This is a genomic window from uncultured Sphingomonas sp. (genome assembly GCF_936927845.1).
Taxonomy (GTDB): Bacteria; Pseudomonadota; Alphaproteobacteria; order Sphingomonadales; family Sphingomonadaceae; genus Sphingomonas.
Genome location: NZ_CAKZHV010000063.1, coordinates 13862 through 30929, shown reverse-complemented (window position 1 = coordinate 30929; position 17068 = coordinate 13862). Strand labels below are relative to the sequence as shown.

Annotated in this window: 19 protein-coding genes; 1 reads left to right on the top strand and 18 read right to left on the bottom strand. The window is 65.3% G+C overall.

The window, feature by feature from the left end; translation table 11 throughout:
• Nucleotides 1-78: 78 nt before the first annotated feature.
• The 14 genes from Q0579_RS13755 to Q0579_RS13690 form a co-directional block, all read right to left on the bottom strand.
• Nucleotides 79-714, bottom strand: a complete 636-nt coding sequence (locus Q0579_RS13755; protein WP_066490197.1) for a hypothetical protein — start codon at nt 712-714, stop codon at nt 79-81.
• A 1-nt stretch (nt 715) separates the two neighbouring features.
• A complete protein-coding gene (locus tag Q0579_RS13750) occupies nt 716-886 on the bottom strand; it encodes a hypothetical protein (RefSeq protein ID WP_225883565.1) in 171 nt (56 codons plus the stop codon).
• A 1300-nt stretch (nt 887-2186) separates the two neighbouring features.
• Nucleotides 2187-2609 (bottom strand): hypothetical protein, encoded by a 423-nt coding sequence (locus Q0579_RS13745; RefSeq protein ID WP_020486653.1) that lies wholly within the window; start codon nt 2607-2609, stop codon nt 2187-2189.
• Nucleotides 2606-3901 (bottom strand): Fic family protein, encoded by a 1296-nt coding sequence (locus Q0579_RS13740; RefSeq protein WP_298813348.1) that lies wholly within the window; start codon nt 3899-3901, stop codon nt 2606-2608. The genes Q0579_RS13745 and Q0579_RS13740 overlap by 4 nt, the downstream gene beginning before the upstream one ends.
• Nucleotides 3902-4044: 143 nt before the next feature.
• Entirely contained in the window at nt 4045-7038 is a 2994-nt protein-coding gene (gene mobF / locus Q0579_RS13735; RefSeq protein ID WP_298813345.1) for a MobF family relaxase, read from the bottom strand.
• Entirely contained in the window at nt 7035-7847 is an 813-nt protein-coding gene (locus Q0579_RS13730) for a hypothetical protein (RefSeq protein WP_298813343.1), read from the bottom strand. The genes mobF and Q0579_RS13730 overlap by 4 nt, the downstream gene beginning before the upstream one ends.
• The gene (locus Q0579_RS13725; RefSeq protein WP_017980688.1) at nt 7844-8161 is read right to left on the bottom strand and encodes a hypothetical protein; all 318 of its coding nucleotides are present in this window, start codon (nt 8159-8161) and stop codon (nt 7844-7846) included. The genes Q0579_RS13730 and Q0579_RS13725 overlap by 4 nt, the downstream gene beginning before the upstream one ends.
• A gap of 334 nt (nt 8162-8495) precedes the next feature.
• Nucleotides 8496-8879, bottom strand: a complete 384-nt coding sequence (locus Q0579_RS13720) for a hypothetical protein (protein ID WP_066486878.1) — start codon at nt 8877-8879, stop codon at nt 8496-8498.
• Complete coding sequence (locus tag Q0579_RS13715) at nt 8876-9118, bottom strand: hypothetical protein (protein ID WP_066652219.1); 243 nt, start codon at nt 9116-9118, stop codon at nt 8876-8878. Before Q0579_RS13715 ends, Q0579_RS13720 begins: the two co-directional genes overlap by 4 nt.
• On the bottom strand, nt 9115-9450 hold the full coding sequence (locus Q0579_RS13710) for a hypothetical protein (protein WP_017980691.1): 336 nt from the start codon (nt 9448-9450) through the stop codon (nt 9115-9117). The genes Q0579_RS13715 and Q0579_RS13710 overlap by 4 nt, the downstream gene beginning before the upstream one ends.
• On the bottom strand, nt 9447-9842 hold the full coding sequence (locus tag Q0579_RS13705) for a hypothetical protein (RefSeq protein ID WP_017980692.1): 396 nt from the start codon (nt 9840-9842) through the stop codon (nt 9447-9449). The genes Q0579_RS13710 and Q0579_RS13705 overlap by 4 nt, the downstream gene beginning before the upstream one ends.
• A 53-nt stretch (nt 9843-9895) precedes the next feature.
• On the bottom strand, nt 9896-10732 hold the full coding sequence (locus Q0579_RS13700; protein WP_066652221.1) for a hypothetical protein: 837 nt from the start codon (nt 10730-10732) through the stop codon (nt 9896-9898).
• A gap of 162 nt (nt 10733-10894) precedes the next feature.
• The gene (locus tag Q0579_RS13695) at nt 10895-11317 is read right to left on the bottom strand and encodes a protealysin inhibitor emfourin (RefSeq protein WP_298813326.1); all 423 of its coding nucleotides are present in this window, start codon (nt 11315-11317) and stop codon (nt 10895-10897) included.
• Complete coding sequence (locus Q0579_RS13690; RefSeq protein WP_298281599.1) at nt 11314-11892, bottom strand: hypothetical protein; 579 nt, start codon at nt 11890-11892, stop codon at nt 11314-11316. The genes Q0579_RS13695 and Q0579_RS13690 overlap by 4 nt, the downstream gene beginning before the upstream one ends.
• A gap of 64 nt (nt 11893-11956) precedes the next feature.
• Here Q0579_RS13690 and Q0579_RS13685 point away from each other — a divergent pair, with 64 nt between their 5' ends.
• Nucleotides 11957-12238, top strand: coding sequence for a helix-turn-helix transcriptional regulator (locus Q0579_RS13685; RefSeq protein WP_066652225.1), 282 nt, complete (start codon nt 11957-11959; stop codon nt 12236-12238).
• Between the two features lie 566 nt (nt 12239-12804).
• On the opposite strand, the gene Q0579_RS13680 is transcribed toward Q0579_RS13685, so the two are convergent.
• From Q0579_RS13680 to Q0579_RS13665, 4 genes are all read right to left on the bottom strand, one after another.
• A complete protein-coding gene (locus tag Q0579_RS13680) occupies nt 12805-13014 on the bottom strand; it encodes a hypothetical protein (RefSeq protein ID WP_063690300.1) in 210 nt (69 codons plus the stop codon).
• A 402-nt stretch (nt 13015-13416) separates the two neighbouring features.
• The gene (locus tag Q0579_RS13675) at nt 13417-14607 is read right to left on the bottom strand and encodes a replication initiator protein A (RefSeq protein ID WP_017980698.1); all 1191 of its coding nucleotides are present in this window, start codon (nt 14605-14607) and stop codon (nt 13417-13419) included.
• A 79-nt stretch (nt 14608-14686) separates the two neighbouring features.
• Entirely contained in the window at nt 14687-15742 is a 1056-nt protein-coding gene (locus Q0579_RS13670; RefSeq protein WP_066652229.1) for a ParB/RepB/Spo0J family partition protein, read from the bottom strand.
• 50 nt (nt 15743-15792) lie between these two features.
• Nucleotides 15793-16941, bottom strand: coding sequence for an AAA family ATPase (locus Q0579_RS13665; RefSeq protein ID WP_066487632.1), 1149 nt, complete (start codon nt 16939-16941; stop codon nt 15793-15795).
• Between the last annotated feature and the right edge of the window lie 127 nt (nt 16942-17068).

The window sequence follows — 17068 nt, the reverse complement described above, 5'->3', positions numbered from 1 at the left end:
GCCGTGTGTCATTTCTATTTGGGGCAGAATGTGTCTTTTCTAATCAGCGGGAACAGAGCGTAACGGCTCAGCGGCGCCTCAAGCTGCCCCAATCGCGGCCGGCGCTTCGATCAGCCATCGCCCGACGACCCGCTCGAAATCGACATACGGGATCCGATCTGGGTGAAACTCTAGCACGGCCGCCAGATCGGGCAAGTCGGCCAGAAACGCCTTATAGACGCGCTGCACGCGGTCGGCGCTCGGCAGCTCGCGACGCGACACGTTGGCGAGCCAATCACGCGCCTCGCGAAGTGCTCGAGTCGGGTCGCCCCCATGCTCGTGGATGTCCATGCCAGCCAGATCGGAGATGAAACGCTGGTAGCGGAACTGCTCCACGTCGAGGATCAGGATACGCTTTACCTTCTGATGTTGGCCACCGTAGCGCTTGGCGCCAAGGAACAGCCCGAGTTCGAGCGGCATGTTGAAGCGCGGCAGGTTGTTGACCGCGTCCAGCTCGGTGCGTGACAGGTCATGAATGCCGTAGCGGCACTGCTCGATCAGAGCGAAGATCTTGTCAATCCGAGTCTGGCCACCGTCATCCAGTTCGCGCGCCGAGCGCGGGCGAAAGCCGCAGACGAGAATGGCGAAGATCAGTGCGCGGAACGTCGGCGCGAACGCATCGTCGAAGGGGCAATTGATGAAGACGTCATCCGTCGACGTCTGAACGACCGGCAAACTACTTCTTCTTGGCCAGAACGCTCTTCACTGCCGCGGCGATACGCTGGTCGGAGACGGTCGCCTTCTTGGTTGCCACCGGCGCCAGAACGTAACGGCCCGTCGCTGCGCTGCGCCCGAGCACGCCTGGCTTGCTCCCCTTGGTGGTAATCGTATCGGACCGGGTCGCCATGACAGTAATATGCGCCTCCCCGTCTCGCCGCGCAAGCGGCGTCCATGGCACCGGCCCGACTAGCGCGATCGTTCCCGTCGCGACGTCGAAGCTGATTGCATCGGCAAAGGGTCGGAGCACCTCGCTTGGACTTGCTTAGGTGATCGGCAGGCTGACTTCGCCGACGGTCAGACCGCTCGTCACCAAGGTCAAGCACCGCCCTGTTTCTCGGATCGCGCACGACTCCCCCGCTGATCCCGTCCAGCGCCACCGAGCTGATCCGTAACAGCCTGATCTCGCCGCGCTGGATGGCTGAGATCACAGCGCTTCTTAAATCATAAGCAGGAGCCGCCGAGAGCGTACACTCGAGCGGCTTCTGGACTGGCAAGCAATTCCTGCCGGCGGGTCTCGCGACAGTAAGCCTAGCTCACGGGCAAGCTCAAGAGCGTCATATTGCCATGCGACCCTGATCCAGCAGACTGAGGGTTGTCATGACCAGCGCGGATTTAGCTCTACGCCTTGCCTAGTGCGCGCATCGTATCGGGCAATAACGTGTACACCGCTTCGCGCCGGGCGCCTCGATTGTGGTGATCTACTCGCCAGCCCTCATAGTGGCGCCGGACCAGCCCTGCCCGGACCAGCTCGGACACCGCCCGGCTGACATTACACCGGCCGGAGCGGCGCACCCGCTCCAGCACCACTTGCTCCACTAGTCGTGACGCTGCGTCAGGGTCTCCTGGCAGCTGCTCCTGCCCTGCCAGTTCCACCCTCACCTGCTCGGCCAGCGCTGCCCGCTTATGATCGCGGGCTGCCATGGGAGCGAGGGAGTCGCACAACCAGTCGCGCAGCCGAACGGCCTGCCCCTGCCGGAGGACGTAGGGTCCTGCCTTGCCCCCCTGCCCTGCCGCGCGCGCGATCAGGTTCAAGACCATGAAGGCGTAGCGCGGCCGGGTCGACACCTGCGCGATAACATCGATGATCGACGGCAGACCCTCGGCTAAGGCGTCTGGGACGAAATCCTCGGCGGGGCCACCGGGGATGCGGAGAACAAGTCACCTTGAATCATGGGAACAGGAGAAGCACGAAACGGGAATCGTGTGAATCCCTTCCGGTTCGGCCGGCGGCGTTTCTGTCGGCTGCGACACTTTGCCGCTGGGCAAAGTGTCACGATTGGCATTTCCAAACTATCTACTTGTGGGCGTCCACACTCCTGATCGGCCTACACGCAATCAGTACCCGTTTTCGCTCGACCGGAAGCCATTCGGCTGCGCGCGGTCCGCCGTTCTGTCGTGGAGCGGCAGCCCGAACTCTACGCCAAGCGCTAACTGTCGTCGGCCCTCTCGCCGGTGTCCGCGGCGTCCGGTTCCAACCGCCTCCACGACCATCCCGCTACCGCGAGCGCTCTGTCGATCCAAGTGGCAACGTGCCCTGGCTCGCCGCTGCAATACCAGGTGAGATAGTCTCCCTCCTCGCGCACCCAGGACACCACCTCGCCGGCCCGCCTGAAGCCGTAGGAGACGTCCATGCCATCTGGACCGGACCAACGAATGTTGGCGAGCGCACACCAGAGGTCGACAGCGCACGCGCCATCCGCTCTCACCCGTTCGCCGAGAACACGGTCGAGGATGATCTCGAATGCCTTGTAGGGTCGGTAAACACGGCTGCTGGGCTGACCCTGGAAGTCGTTGCGGCTGAAGAACGGGAAGGTTGCCTCCGTCGAGTTGATCCGCATCATCGCGGTCACGACACCTTACCATTGGCCGCCCCGTGTCGCACCGCTGATGATTCCAGCGGCTGACGCAAGCCGCTACGCGCTTCTGGGAACAGTCCCGGCATCCAGCGCCCCGCCAGCGTGGCAGGAAAGGCGATCTGCAGGGGCGCCCGGGAACTGTCGGCCGTCAGCACGCCGAGACTCGTCAGCGCGGAGGTAACCCGGCGCGCTTGGCGTTCGCCAGTGCCGACGATACTCTCTACCTCGCCGCGCGGGAGCTCGCCTCGGTACAGCGCTGCGTCAATTACCTGGATGGCCTTGGCCGGCAGCCTTCCCCCGTCCGTCTCTTCGGCCGCCCAGCGCCGGATGCGACTGCGCAGCTGGTCGGGCTCGACCAAGCCGGCCATGAAGTCGACTTGGTCGATGCAGGTCTTCAAGAAGAAGGTCGTGAAGCTCGCCAGCTCCTCCTCGCTTAGCGAGCCCCGCCCATCAAGGTCGTTGCGGCGGGGTAGGTCGCAGGCGGCAAGGTGCCGCTTATAGGCCTGCACGTTGCGGCCGAGGCCGCGCGCGATGGACCACACGCCGCCCGTGTCGAGCGCGTCGAGCAGCATGGCGTGCGACATGAGGCGGGCGACCCGCCCGTTGCCGTCGAGAAAAGGGTGAATCCAGGCGAACCGGTGATGCGCGGCCGCGAGAGATACGATGGCGTCCGTCGCGCCGCGCTTCTGATACGCCCAGGCGAAGTGCTCGAGAAAGCGCGGCACCGCCCCGGGGCTGATCGCAATGTGCTGCCCGACCCGGAGATCGCGGGTCCGCAGGGCACCGGGCTCGACCAGAACGCGCTCGCCGCCCTCGACCGGCTCAATCCAGAGCATCGACTCGGGCAGATGCTCGCAGAAGCGTCGGTGAACCTCTTGCAGGCCCTCCACGCTCGTCGCCCGGCCCGCCAGCCCTCCCCCGTCGATCCAGCCCTGGACCGCGAAATGGGCGGTCGCCTCGAGCTGCAGGTCCCGCTTGGCCGGGTCAGCGCTGAAGTCGTTCTTCAGCGCCCGCTCGATGTCGACGGGGTGGGTATCATGCCCCTCGATCAGGTTGCTGTAGTAGCAGGTCACCGTTCGGACGAGACCGGCGAGCCCAGCCCGGAGTGCGGGCGGCAGACTGCTGCGGAAGGCGGCAGACTTGGCGGTCAGCTCGATCGCGAGGTCGACGGCGTCGCGGTACCGCGGCCCGCCCTGCCCCATTTTCATGGGCTGCACGGCGCCGATGCCCTCGCCCCGGTCGGCGACCACCCCGAAGTCCGGTTCGTTGGCCATGTCCTGCAGCATCTGGATTACCTGCTTGCCTCGCTAAGGTCGTCCGATCTCCGCCATCCTTGGCCGCTACGATGTCCGCTTCGACGGCCGGCAAACCCAGATCATATGAGCAGGAACGAAGCTGATCCGCCCACCCGTAATCGCAACGCGATGTCTCACATGTCGAAGTCGTAATCGTGGTCGATCTCGATTTCCGGCTCCTTCACCAGCTCTCTGACCGGAACCGGCGACTGCCGAACAGCCTCCGCCACCGGCTTGGCAGGCTCGCTGCCGATGGATCGGAGGGCGGCACTCATCGCCTCCAGTTGGCGGCGATCGCTCGCGCCAGGATCGTCTAGTCGGGGCAGCTCGCCCGTGGCCGGATCGAATCGCTCCCTACCGGACAACGAGAGCTCGGGTGCCACATCGCTCGCGTGCGGAACGTCACCGCGATGTGACTTGATCGCGTTGGCGAGCGCTTTCTTGTCGTCGGTGTGCAGCGACACGTCCTCGCGCGCGCGGGTCTGGAGCACGTAGTAGAGGCTCTCGCTGTTCAGCAGCCTGTCGCGGCTGTCCATCACCGTGATCGCGCGATCGACCGTCATCCCTTGCGCACGGTGCATGTTGATGACAGCGCCATGGCCAAGCCGCTCGCGCATCGGATCGTCGGGCCCGATCACATGATCCCGGTCACGGCCGGACAGGTGGAGCGTGTCGCCATCGATCGCGGTGAGCGTCATCGCAGCACCGTTCGCCATCCCGCGCTTCAGGTCGCTGGCCGTGAAGACCAAGCGGTCACCTTCGCGAACTTCGATCTCTCCGGGAACGGAGAGCGCGGCCCCCTCCCCTCCCGATCGGAGGCTTTTGGGATCGAAGAGCCTGGTTTGACCGTCACGGGCGAGCTCGAGCATGCCGCTCGCCCGATCGATCAAGCCAACCTCGTAGGATCCCGGCACAAGCCCTGACTGGTGGCGGTAGATGTCGAGCCGCATCCCCTCCGCCCAATGCCGGATCTGGCGCAGCTCCTCGCGGGTCAGGTTCAGCGTGTCCCAGCTGCGCAGGCTCAGGGCGTCCGCGCCCAGCTTTCCTCTAGCCAGCAGCTCGGCCCGAACCGTCTCCAGCACGGCTTCGCGCAGCACGTGCCCCGAAGTGAGCAAGGCGGTGCGGTCGCGTTCTTCGGGCGAAAGCTGCAGATATTCTACAACGGCCGCTCCTGCGGGATGAGCGTTCTCCTGGACCTTGTTCCCGAGCCGTTCGAAAGCAGCAGCGACCCTGCCCTCGCGTGCCAGGGAGGCGGCCTCACGGAGCACATCGGTCTGTTGGCGCCGGTTCTCGGTCAGCCGCACCGTCGGAGCCTCCGCCTCCTGCAGCAGCGCGAACGGCCGCCCGGCCTCTACGGCGGGTATCTGCTTCACGTCACCGACCAGCACCAGCTTGGCGGCCTCGCCGTTCCGGGCGACCTCGAACAACCCGGCAAGCTGACGCGAGGACACCATCGAGGCCTCCTCCAGCACCACGACCTTGCCCTTCATCAGCGCCGACAGCTGCTCGTTCGGCTTGGCCGGGCCGACCCGGCTAGCATGCTCCTTCAGCACGGATGCGAGCGAGCGCACCTCCAGCCCCCGTCCGGTCAGGTCATCCATCAACTTGTTCTGCGGGACCAGCACCAGCATCCCCGCCCCTACTTCCGCGCCAACCTCCCGTACGAGTTCGAAGAGGAACGACTTGCCGGTACCGGCATCGCCTTGGACGACCTGGATGCGGTTGGTGCCGGACAGCATGGCGTGTACCGCGACACGCTGTTCGCCGGACAGCGTGACCTCGCGCCGACTGGCCGCGCGGTCGAGTGCGGTGTCGACCGAAGCGGCCTCGAGGATGGGTGTCCCCTGCCCCACCCCGCCATGCGCGGCCGCAACCAGCGCCTTTTCCGTCGCCAGCATATCGCGGGTCGTGAGCCGGTCTGCGTGCAGGCTGCCGCGCGGACCGGCGATGAGCACACCTGCCTCCCGCAGCCGCTCGATGCGCTCCTCGATACCGCGCACCGTCGCGCCCTTCTCCGCCATATCGAGGCTGCTTTTCAGCAGGTTCGCGTAGGTGAAGCTCGCTTCGCGTTCGCCGAGGTGCCGAACACCGGCCGCGACCGCATAGCCGCTCGCCAGCTCGGCGCTCCGGCGCACCGCATCCGTGCCGTGAAGCAGCGGCTCGGGTCGTGGTCCGAAGGCATGCGTGATCCGCTCAAGCAAGGCGGCCCCCCAGGCACGCACGGCATCGAGTACGGACCGCGGCCGCTCGATTCCGCGCGCGGCGTCCACGACGGCGGAGATGGCAGCACCATGGACCTCGGCCTTCTCGGCCCACATGACGCGGGCAACCGTGGCATCGCCCGCCTGTTTGGCGTCGCGAGTACTGACCGCGATCGTCTCCATCGCCTTCGGGCCGGAAGCCCCAAGCTCAGCCGCCCGGCTAAGGATCTGTTCGCGCCGTGCGCTGAACGCATCGATGGCGGCACGCGGGATACCGCTGATCTCGAACTGACCGTGCTTGCCGGTGATCTCGATCCGATAGCCGAGCTGCTCCAACCGGGCACGGAAGTCGGCATGGAAGGCGGCGCCGATCGTGCTCGAATGCTTCCACAGCGCCGAATTGTGGAGGGCGACCCAGCGACCGTCACCCCGCTGTGCGGCATTCGCCACGACGACATGAGCGTGGGCCTGCGGGTCGAGCTTCCGGCTAAGGTCATGGTAGAAGATCGCGTACACCAAGCGACCGGGTTCGATCACCGCGCCGGCCTTGCCCCACCGCACCTCCCCGAACCGCTCCTCGGCCCACGCCATGGTGCTCCGGATCGCTTCCGCAAACGCTGGCATGACCCGCTCATCGCGGCCGATCATGGCGACCAGCGATACCGACTTCGGCGCGCTGAACGTCAGCTCGAACCCCGGCGCCCGCTCGCCATTGCCCCCTCTCGCAATAACGGCCCCGTTGGGCAGTTTGCCGTCCAGCACCTCGGCGAATTTTCCGGCATTCACGGTGCCGGACAGACCGAGTTCCTCGGCCCCTCCCCCGCCCCACTCGGAAGGCCCTTCCTGCTCCCCGGTGTAGTAGTTGTCGGCCGCATAATAGCCGGCGGCATCACCGCCGCCGGCGATCGAGTTGGGCCGGACGGTCACGGCGTCGTGCCGAGCAGAGGCGGAAAGGTGAGCCGGCACGGAAACGGCTTCTTCATGCGCTTCGCGTGGTCCACGCATTCGGCGTACCGGACCCGGTATGTATCATCGCCGAGAAGGCCTTTGGTCTCCGCCATCAGCTCGCCTTTCGTGCGCCCATCGCCTGCCAGGCTCCATGCCGCAGATGCCGAGTCACTCTCACCCAGAAGGCGGATGGAAAGCCAGCGCGTCGGCGCCGTATTCGCGAAAAGTAGGCAGATCAGAACAAGTCCGGCGATGCCAAGGGCGGCACCTGCGCCAAGCTTTGTACGCGTACCCGACTGACGCTTCTCGATGCGATCGAGCTGCTTCCCGAGGCTCTTCGCCTGCTCCTCGACGGCTTTGGTGACATTGAGAACCGAGGCGGCCAGAGCGCCCTGCGCTTCCTTGAAGATGGTCGTAAATTCGGCCTGGAACTTGGCGATCATGTCGCGGAGATGTCCGGTCCCGCCCGTCTCCTTGATGGTCGTCTTGATCGCGTCGAAGCCTGCGTTCAACGCGCCGGGCAGATCCTTCGTTTGCTGGGCGATCAGGGCCGAGACGCGGCGCGTGATCTCGCCGATTTGAGCGGTCTGTTCCTCCATGCGATCGGCATGGCGGCGCTCACGTTGCTGACGCACCGACAGGGCTGCTTGTGCCTCCCTGTCGAACATGGTGGTGACCGCCTGTTCGACGAGATCACGGATGGGAATATTGCGCCGTTTGGATTCGGCATCCAGGCGGCTGTGGACCTTACTGGAGACGTCGATCCGCCTGCGGCCGGCATCGGTCATCGCCGCAGCATCCCGCGCGCTTCGGCCAGCATCCGGGTTGCCAGGTCGGTCCGGCGCTGCCGCATCTCAGCCAGCCCCTTCTTGCTCTCCGGGCCACGCCCGACCTGCACTTCCGCGACGACTTCCAGGCCGGCACGAACCTTGGTGAGCTGGTCGAGCAGGATCTCGTCGAGCGGCAGCAGCTCGTCCTCGAGTGAGCGCACCAGCGTGTCCGCCACCCAGGCGCTGCGCGTCTTGCCGACCTGGCCCGCGCGGCGCTCGATGCCGGCAAGCTGGTCGGGTTGCAGGTACACCGTGATCGGTACGCGCGCCATGCGGACCCCCTTCTACCCCGGAAGGGAGTGTGCATTGCGCATAACGGGCGCGCAAGGAGGAAGTGCAGAGCAGCGCCAGAAGAAACGCTGCAAATCCGTGCTCTAGATGCTCTGTGGACCACCATGGACCAGACGGTCCGAGCACAGCATCTGCGTCGGACCATGCCGCTCAACGACGCGAATCTGCCCTTTTTCGCACCCCGTCAGGGTGCATCGGGTGTGCCCCTACCCTTACTGCTCAGTAAGCTGGCCGCCGTAGATGATGTGGTTCTTTCGGGCGCATCCCCGGATTCCGGCGGAGCACACGGGCCGGCGCATGAGCCGGCCAGCCGACTCAGTCTTGCCCCGCCTGACGCAGGCTTGCCCGTAAGGCTTCGAGCGCCTCCTCGCTCAGCGTTTCAGGCGTCAGCACCAGCCGGTCCCGCATGGCACGGCGCGTCAGCCGTATGAGGAAGGCCAGTTCCGGCGCCTCGAACGGGTCGTTTACCGCCAGCTCGCGCGACCGCTCGCCGTCGGTGATCGTGAGATGGAAGATGCGGGCTTCCAGTGCCGGCCAGGCCGGATCGGGTCGCGTGAAGAAGTCGATCGCGTCGGCATGGGCGAGGAGGTTGGACCAGTCCTCCGGAGCGATCTCATCGAGCGTGCGACCCTCCTCATGGTAGAGGGTTCCATGCGGGGTGAACCATCCCGAAATCCCAAGCGTGATGACGTCCGTCATGGGTCGGTTCCCTCCCCGTTGTCGGTCGGGCGCTGATGCTTGTGCCGGTCGTGTTCAGCACCGCTCGGAGCGTCAGGATGGCGCGGCATTGCGGCGGCCCCCGGATCGTTCCAAACCGTGTCGAACGCATGCTGAAGGCGAGCTGCAACAAGGGTGCATCCAGCCCGGTCGAGCAACGCCAACGCCAGGCGCATCAGCGCCAATGCCGTCCTGACATCGTGGTGTTCGACGTCGCTCATCGGCGGGCGTGATCCGGGTTAACGACGGGCCGATGGACATTGCCAGAGCCATCCTGTTCCGCAATCGGTCTGAGCTCGAGATGCGGCATCAGGTTGCGTCGGATCTGGTCGTCGGTGCCGGGGCCGTACCAGCCGGCGCAGCGGTCCTCTTCCGAGAACCGGTGCCACGCCATGAACGCGACATCCTCACTGATGGCGATGCCGTCGGCAGCCAGGACAGCCACGATCCGAAGTACGTCATCACGGTAGTCGACGCGCATCCGCTGCTCCCATTCGAGCGGCTTCAGAACCGCCTGGTAGCGTAGCCGTTCGTGCCCGGATCGATCGGTCATTCGCCCTCTCGCGTGCCGCTTATTCCTGAGGGGATCCCGAGCCGCTCACGCTGCTCGTCGCGGGTCGCGTAGCGGTCGGACCTGATACCTACAATTTCCGTCCGCGAGCCATGTCCAGCGGTCACGAGAGCGGCCCGGATCAGCTCGCCGACGTCATGCGAGCCGGCCTGCGCTTCAAGGCTGGCAAGCATGGGGTAAGGCAGGTCCAACATGACCCGGATCATCCAATCTCCCGCCTCGGTGCGGGTCGGGTAACCGCCGTGTCCTGGCTCGCTCCAGTCGGTGCCGGCGAGGAGCAACCGCAGGTCCGTCGAAGGGTCGGCCGACGCATAGGGCGGGGTCTCACGGGAGGGCAAAGGCGTTAGTTTGAAGTCGCTCAGGTCGATGGTCATGGCGGGTCTCCGTTCACGGTTTCCAGTTTATGCAAATCGGGCAGATCGGCTCCTCAGAGTCCGTAGGTGCACGGCGTCGAGAAGGTCGGCGCCAGCGCATCACGCCGGGACCAGAAGGTGGATTGGCCGTTGGGCGTTAGCGTGGTCGGGGGCACCGCGATCTCGACCATGGGACCGCGGATCTGGACTACCGTGCCGCAGTTGGTGACGGTTCCGATCGCGAGGTCGCGTCGGAAGGCTTCGTGCCGGTTCTGCTCGGCCTCTCGGTCGGCGACGTAGCTGTCCTGGGTGCGTTGGAACCATGCCGCAGAGCGGATCTGGTCGGGGCGGCAGGCATAGACGGCGGTGCGGGTCGGGACCATCGACACGCGGCTCATTAGCCGGCTGCCCAGGTCGCCTTTCGTCGCCACCTCGGTCGTGTCGAATGTGATCGCGACGAAGCCTCCGAGGACCTGGTCCGGTCCACGCGAGCACACGGCCGACATGCCGGACCAGAAGTGCTTGAACTCGCCCCGGGGCGGCAGCCTGCGGCCGAGCGCGCGATCGCGGAAGGTGCGTGCTGCGTCCCCCTCCTCCGGCTCGAGCCGACCGCCCTTGGCGCTACACTCCTGAGCGAAGGCATCGCGGGCGCGCTCGGCTGTCGCCGAGCCGTTGGTGGTAATCTTCTCGGAGAAGAAGGAGTAGCCGATGATCTCGTCAGCGTCGTCGAGCAGCGGGAAGACCTGCGGCGACGGGCGGGTCCGAAGCGACCCGCTGGTCTTCACGTCGGTATCGCCGCCGATGGTGGTGAGAAAGTCAGCGACACCGAGTGATTGCTGCGCCATGGCCGGAACGCCCGCCAGAGCCGCTGTGAGCGCCGCTACGGCTCGAAACGTACCCTGCCCTGCCATGACCGCCTCCCCGTCGTCTGGAGGCGTTCTCCGGCCCGTGAGCCGGGTGTTAGCAACCCTGCATAGCACAAGGCGCCGCCACCTTTAGGCGGAGCCCTGGACATGCGTGACGGCCACCCGGCCAACACCTAATTGCTGACCGGCTGCTATGTCTTGAGGTTGCTACGCCTCACCGCCGGGACTGACCGGGCGGCGAACGGACGCTATCACGTCGGGAGCGCCGAGCAAATGCGAAGCGTGGTGTCTCGCCCTGCCCGATAGGCAGCGGCGCACGGTTCGGATCAGCTGCGCCAGCTCCGGTGCTTCGAACGGCTCCGGGACGGTCAGCACCCGTGAGTGGTCGGCATGCACGAGACGTATGCTGTACGTGCGCGCGTCAGGGCGGACAGGCGCAGTCTCATTCGGAACCGGGCGGGTGAAGAAGTCACTCGCCTCGGCCGCGGTGAGCAGCTCGGCGACCAGTGTCGGGTCGAGATCGGCGAAGTGGCGAACTCGCTCGCCAGCCCGGCCGGGAAAGTGCGCGATCCCGCCGGAGATCGTAATGCCGACCAGATCTCCAACCGTTTCCGGCTTAGAGCCGGTCACGCAGGCGCCCTGCCCTGCCTGGCGGCACGCCGCTCACGAGCACGACGGCGTCGTTCCTCGTCGCGCGCGACCTGAGCGGCGTCGATCACCGGTGCTTCGACAAGGCGAAATCCTTCCGCTCGCCGTGCAGCTTCCCTTCGTCGAGCTCGCTCTGCCTGAACCTCGAATCTCAGATCGGAGCGGGTGACCACGTAATCCAACTCGTGCTCATGCTGCCTGATCAGCGCGGCCAGCGCATGGACGGTCACCTCGTGGCCCACGGCCGCATCTAAAGCTTGTAGCCAGCGAGGTGACGCGTAGCGGTGACGTTGGACCCAAACATCGCGGCTGAGTTCCAGGCCTACTACCAGCGCCCATGCAACCGCATAGAGGCGGCTCGCTACCACAGGCGTCGTTCCGGTCACCTTGTCGACGACGGTGAGCGCGATCAGCCCGGCCCAGAAGGTTAGGATGCTGACCACCGGACACGGGTAGGTCCGGCTGACCTCCAGGCGAGCGACGAAGCGATCCAGCACCGGTATGGAAGCTTCCCTGTCCGCCGATGCACACTTCTCAGCAATTCGGTCGTCTTCCATCGGATCGCGCTCGCAAAAAGCTAGACGCGTGATATACGCTTTACGTATACTAGGCAAATGGTAGATGCCTGGTATGCGTTCTCCTGCTTCGTCTGACCTGCATTGTCGCATCGTGCACCTGCTCACAAAGGCACGCCGTGATGCCAAGCTGCGGCAGGTCGATCTCGCTGGGCGGCTAAGTTGGCAACAGGCCTACGTGTCGCGGTACGAAACCGGCGAGCGCCTGCTTGGCGTTGACGAGTATGTTGCCGTGGCATTGGCTATCGGGGTCGATCCGGTCATGTTGTTGAAGCAAGCTCTCGAGATTTCAGTTGGTAAGAGGGTTGACGAGCGACCAACTGAATAGCGGGCATCCGCTTGGTAGGTCGTGCCGGTGCGATCGACGAGGAGCGAGGCATGGACATGGTTCGTCGCAGACGCCGACATTACCCCATCCGTCCTTCGTCACCGCGTTACTGCACTGACTGGGGCCTGGATCGATCGAGCAAGTCGCTGCCCGGTCCTGACGATTTACGCTAGCGCACGGCACTGTGGACGCAATGCGACGCTAGAGCCTGCCTTTCTGAATCTCCAAAATTCAAAGAAAATTATTTCGCGGGGTTAGAGGGTTCAATGAGAGGTTAAGAGGTTAGGGGTGCCGCTGTAACTGCTCAAGTCAGCGACTTTCCACGATTCGCTTTCGAAGGTGCGTTCCCGGAGTATCGTTGCGGCGTTCCTGAAGGATCGATGCTCGCGTTCCCGATGTATCGCCTCGCCGTTCCGGGAGTGTCGATTAGCGTTCCCGGAGTATCGATGATCGACGGACGGGTGGAAAATGAGCACTCTCATTGAATCAGTTTGCGATGGCGTTGCGCCGGCGACGTTCAAATTGTCCGAATCTGCGGTGCGCCACGAGGCCGTAGGAAGGATCTGTCACTCGCCACGCGATACATCCGGAACGCCATCGTCCTTGCGGATAATCTCGATGCCCGTGGAACGCGGCTTTTGCGGGACCAGTCTGCTGCAATGGACGTCGACCTCTTGCCGCTCTTCGGATCCCTCCACGACGCGGCAACAGCTCTCGCTCACCAGGGTCGGTTCGGCGCCCTGCAAATCCAGGCTGTAGCGGAAACCACCGTACATTTCGGACTCCGGGAACTATCGATCCCCGAAGGTCTCTAGCATGGGTGCCAGTCGTAGCAGGCGGAGTCCGCTTTTCGCCTCCAGATCGCCGACGCGGCCACGGATGACGGCGTGAAAGTTCGCGCAGGCTCCGCCAAGCGCCCCGCGTGATCAGAGCCATCGCCACGGATGACGGTCCACCGCCATGCGCCACCTGATGCAGCGGCGCGAAGCCGGATGTGCTACCCGGCCGCGTAGTGTTGGCGAGCGCGGGCATTGCCCGGACCTTTTCAACAATCGTCGTCCAGTTGTAGCTCCGTGCCGCGTCTGCCAAAGGATCGCGTTGCTGCTCGATGTTCGGACACAGAACCCCGCGCTGGCGACGCCGTCCTATTCGGTGGCCACGAATCGCAGGTGATCTCTCTACCGCAGCGTATGCCGATTCTTAGCATCAAAGCGCCGCACGTAGCCGATGAAGGCGTTCTGATAGCTCACCGGGGTCCGGCCTGCGTCCGCCTCTATCCAGGTGCGGAAGTCAGCGTGGAGTGTCTGATAGTCCCAGCCGGGGCATTCGGCGCGCAGCGTTGCCAGAGTCGCGTCGGTGATCTCGCCGAAGGTGGCGCGGCCCGACAGGCTCTTCACGCTGCGGCGGATCAGGGCGGCGGCATCGACGCCGGGCTCGGCCGTCGGCTCAAGAGCGGGATCGGGCTTCGGGGCGGGGGAGGGTGCCTTGCCAGTCTTCGCTGCCTTCGCTGACGGCGCCGCCTTCGTCTCGCCTTCGCTTCGCCGGCGCATCCGCAACGCGGGTTCGCGCTTGCCATCGGGCTGCTCTATCGTCAGCGCATAGCCGGGCAGTTCGTCGCGCTCGGCGATCTTGGCGATCTCGAACTTGAAGCGGCGATACTGGCCCTCGGCGCCCGACTTCTCGAACAGCGTCGGCATCGAGATGGCGAAGCCCGCCTCGCCGGCGCCGCCCGCATGCTTGCGCGCGACCTTGTACAGCCAGCGCTCGCGCCCGCCGGTGATGTCGAAATAGGCGCGGTCGATCGACAGCACGCCGCCGGTCATCATCACGCCTTCCCAGAACCAGTTCGACAATTCGATTGTCATGCCACGCGAGCGCTCGGTCTTCTCGTCCACCAGCTGCGTCCAGCCGTCGAGCCAGCTGAACGTCGCCTCGCGGCGGTTCTCGGCACGGATATTTGTCTTGACCGTGGTCGACACCAGCCGGTCGAGCGCCTGGCCGAGCAGCTCATAGGCGCGACCCGTCGGCTGCCGCCCAATCGCGCGCAGCAGGTCGTAGGGCATCAGGTGGAGCTTGCGCGGCACGTCGTTAACGCCGCGGCGCGCCATGTCGGCGAGCATCGAGGCACAGTAGATCAGGATGTCCGCGTCCCAGATCGTCGCCATGCCGTAGTCGGGATTGGCCGAGACGTGGACCCACAGCTTGCCGTCCGGTGATCGGTAGTCGATCGGCTTCACACGCTTCGACTTTGCGAGGCTGAAGAAAGGCCGCTCCATCATTTCGCGCTGGTCGCGCAGCGGCAAGTCGGCAAGATAGGGGAGGAACAGCTCGAACTGCTCGGACACGGCCTCCCGGCGCGCGCGGGTCATGCGATGTTTCCCCGGGGAAACATCGACCAGCGGTTTACAAAACCGATGCTCCGCCCCTGCATGTTTCCCCGGGGAAACATCAGCGCTGGAGTCCTTTCCCGGTCGCCTCGAGGTGGGCCAGTGCATCGCGCAAGGCGGTCATCAACTCGTCCGTGTCTGCGCCAGAGCCCGCGTGGAGGCGGATCGTCACGCCTTGCCGGTTAGCCGACTGTACCGTCAGTGCGGTGCGCCCGTACTTGGTGGCGTAGCGGTACGGCTCCGGCCTTTCGTCACCGGACAACGCCTTTGGCGCGTCGAGCAGCCGCCGCAGCACGTCCGTGGCGGGGGAGGGGGGGGCGCCCGCCTCGCGACGTGCCGCCTGTTCCTTGGCGACCTGCCGCGCCATGGCGGTGATCGCCTTGGCCATGTCCTTGTCGTCTAGCGCCTGGGCGAGTGTATAGGCCGGCTTCAGCTGCACGTCGCCCGGCGAGGCGAAGGCGGCAATCACCGCGTCAGGGATCGTGGCGACCTTCAGCATCTTGGACAGCCAGCCCTTGGACAGCTTCAGCCGTTCGGCCATCCGCGTCTGGTGGTTGCCGTAATGCGCCTTCAGCGCGTCGAGATAGTTGCGGGCCCGCTCCAGGTCGGACACGTCGGCCCGCGCGCGGTTTTCCAGATCCGCCAGCCGGAAAGCCGCCTCATCATCCAGCTGCGCGACCTGCGCCACGAACTGCATGTCGGGATAGCTGTGCGAACGCAGCCAGCTGATCGACCAATGCCGCCGCGTGCCGGCGATCACCTCGAAATCGTGATCCGGATCGCCGTCGACGCGCCGCACCACCGCCGGCACCTTCTGTCCGCCCTCGGCGACGATCGAGTCGATCAGCTCGCGGCAATTCTCCTCCGAGAGGTGCGCGTAAGTGCGAGCGTTGCCCGGCCAGATGCGCACGCGCGCGGGATCGAGCAGCAGTTGGGTGACCTGCCGCACCTCGCCGCTCGCCACACGCGCCAGCGCGGACTCGCGACCGAGCAGCGTGGTCGTGCGCGCGCGTTCCGGGGGAGCCTCGCGCGCCGGGGCAGGGAAGGGAGCATTGCCTTGTTCGGACGCGTCATCTGCGAGCAGCGCCGCCAGATAGTCCGATTGCTTACGCGCCATGCCGCACCTCCCGTGCAGAACGTAAGTAGAACATGGCGTTGTAGGAAAGGTCAGGCCGCGGCATGGATCACCGCCTCCTCGCTGGCCGGTTCGACACGCCCCCAGCTTTGGCGCACGAGCTGCTCCACCTGCCGCAGCGCCTCGTCCAGATTGGCGCGGCTGCGCTTGTGCGTCTTGGGCGTGCCGATCGGCTTTTCCAGCTCGTAGACGGTCATCATCCGCATCGCCGCATGGCTGATCTCGGCCGATTCGAGGATCGGCACCGGGAGCAGGGCAGGGCCGAAGCTCTGCTCCATGATCGCGCGCACCATTGCGTGGCTGGGATCGTTGCCATCGAACTTGGAGCAGATCAGCCGGACGAACTGGTAGTCGACCTCGATGCCGGCGCCCGTCAGCTGGTGCAGCACCTGATCCATCATCGACAGGAATTGCACGGTGGAGCAGAAATCCGGCGTGGTGGCCGCCAGCGGCACCAGCAGCGCGTTCGCCGCCTGCATCACTGCCAGGCTAATCGTGCCGAGGGCAGGGGGCGGATCGAGCAGAACGATGTCATAGTCGCGCGCGAGGTCGGACAAACCGCGCTTCAGCTTGCGAAACCGCGCCGCCAGCACTGATCCGCCATCGCTGCCCGCTGCTGCCAGCTCATATTCAACGTCGAACAGTTCGAGATTGGACGGGATCAGGTCCACGTTCGGCCACGGCGTCCGCTTTACCGCGTAGAGCAGGTCCGCCTGGGTTGGGTCAATCGAGAGATACGGGTAGAGCGTCTCTTCCCGCGTAATGTTGAAGTGTGGGTTGAAGCCGAACAGGGTCGTCGTCGTCGCCTGGCTGTCGCAATCGACCACCAGCACGCGATAGCCCTGCACCGCGAAATAATGGGCTAGGTGCGTGGTGACGGTCGACTTGCCAACGCCGCCCTTGAAGTTCTGCACCGCGATGATCGCCGGCACGTCGAGCGGGGCGCGGGCAGGGGATGCGCCCAGCACCTCGCGCATCCGCAGCATTTCCTCGACCGTGTAGCCCAGCCGGCGCCCGCTCTCGGAGGCGGGGGCAGGGGGCAATCTCCCGTCATCTTCCGCCATGCGGATGCGGTTGGTAGAGCAGCCGAGCAGCTGTGCCGCCTCGGCGATGCCGAAGCGAACGTTGAGCCCCTTGCGGCTCTCGGGCAGAAACGCTTTGCGCCGGAGGCGTTCGATCATCCGCTCGCCAGCCTCGGCGAGGTCGCCGATCTGCGTCAGCACTGCACCATCATGTGCCAAGACAAAGCCCCTTGAACCTTTTCAGCAACGAACTTGCCAGATTTCATTCAGGGCGGCAAGAAGGCGG